Origin of the sequence: Nonomuraea rosea, assembly GCF_039539705.1 — a bacterium.
GTDB lineage: Bacteria > Actinomycetota > Actinomycetes > Streptosporangiales > Streptosporangiaceae > Nonomuraea > Nonomuraea rosea.
The window spans coordinates 1-1,164 of the sequence record NZ_BAABDQ010000131.1 but is presented as its reverse complement, the minus strand read 5'-3'; the positions used below and the strand labels follow the sequence as shown (position 1 = coordinate 1,164).

The 1,164-nt window shown below is 64.3% G+C and carries 1 protein-coding gene; it reads right to left on the bottom strand.

The genetic code is table 11. The features are described from left to right. Positions 1 to 358: ABC transporter ATP-binding protein (locus ABEA43_RS67730; RefSeq protein ID WP_425570778.1), on the bottom strand; the 358-nt coding region annotated here is incomplete at its 3' end. Positions 359 to 1,164 lie beyond the last annotated feature (806 nt).

Here is a 1,164-nt window from a genome sequence, read left to right as displayed (position 1 = left end):
GCGCGCGGGCGATCGCGACCCGCTGCCGCTCACCGCCCGACAACTGCGGGGGACGGTGGTCCAGGCGATGCCCCAGCCCGACCCGTTCCAGCGCCTCGGACGCTGCCTGCAGCCTGGCGCGATGCCGGACGCCGGTGTACAGCATGCCGTCGGCCACGTTCTCCACAGCGGTGGCGTGCTGGGCCAGGAAGAACTGCTGGAAGACGAATCCGATCCGCATCGCCCGCAGCTTGGCCAGGGCTCGGTCGGACATGCTCGCCACGTCGTCGCCGACGATGCGCACCGTGCCCGAGGTGGGCCGATCCAGGGTGCCCATGACCTGCAGCAGCGTCGATTTGCCCGATCCGGACGGCCCCACGATGGCGACCAGTTCGCCGGCCTCGACGGTGAAGCTGGCCTAGCCACGGATGACCCGGCCCCTTTGCTCCACTCCCATTAGAGGAGCTTCATCACTACTACGAGCCGGTCCGCCAACACGCCTCGCGACGGTACTCAATTCCTTGCGGTTTCAGCCGCTTGAAGCTCTCCCTCTCGCGCCCCCTGAGCAGGAGCGTCGGTATCGACGCGTGTCTTCCCACGTTCCGTGCAAGAGCGGCAGATCAGGCTCACGTCACCTCCATGCCGGACACCATCTGGCCAGTCAGTGGGCACCCGCCAGACTCTTTCCAAGGGCAACAAGGATCCCCGGTTTTGATGTCACCTGAAGATAAATAACGACACGTCATCAAATGATTCGCTTGCGCTCGTCTTCCTGATCCCCACCTGACGCCTCGCAGGCGCCTTTTCCGCATCGCTCACCACGGTCGCGTCACCGCTTCCGCAGCATGTGGCGGTTTGGAGCCTCCCCCACAGGGCGGCTCCGAAAAGCCAATCCTTCATCTCTTGCACAGCACCGCAATTGTCGCTCTGCCTACATGAAAGCGTCTCCTTGCGTTCGTGACACACCTTGTTCTTTATCCGAATTCGGGGACGTATGCCGTAGTCAGGCCGTTGATGACCGCGTGGCGATCTATCCGCCCATAGCGGATTGTCACTGTGGCCGCGTGGTCGAGTGACCGATCGATGAGATGAACCGGCCGCGTGGCGGTCCGCTGGGCAAGCTGCGTATCCCGCCCACCGTCGAGCAGGTGAGCCGGTTGTTCGCCGGGTGGCGGCAGGAGCTGA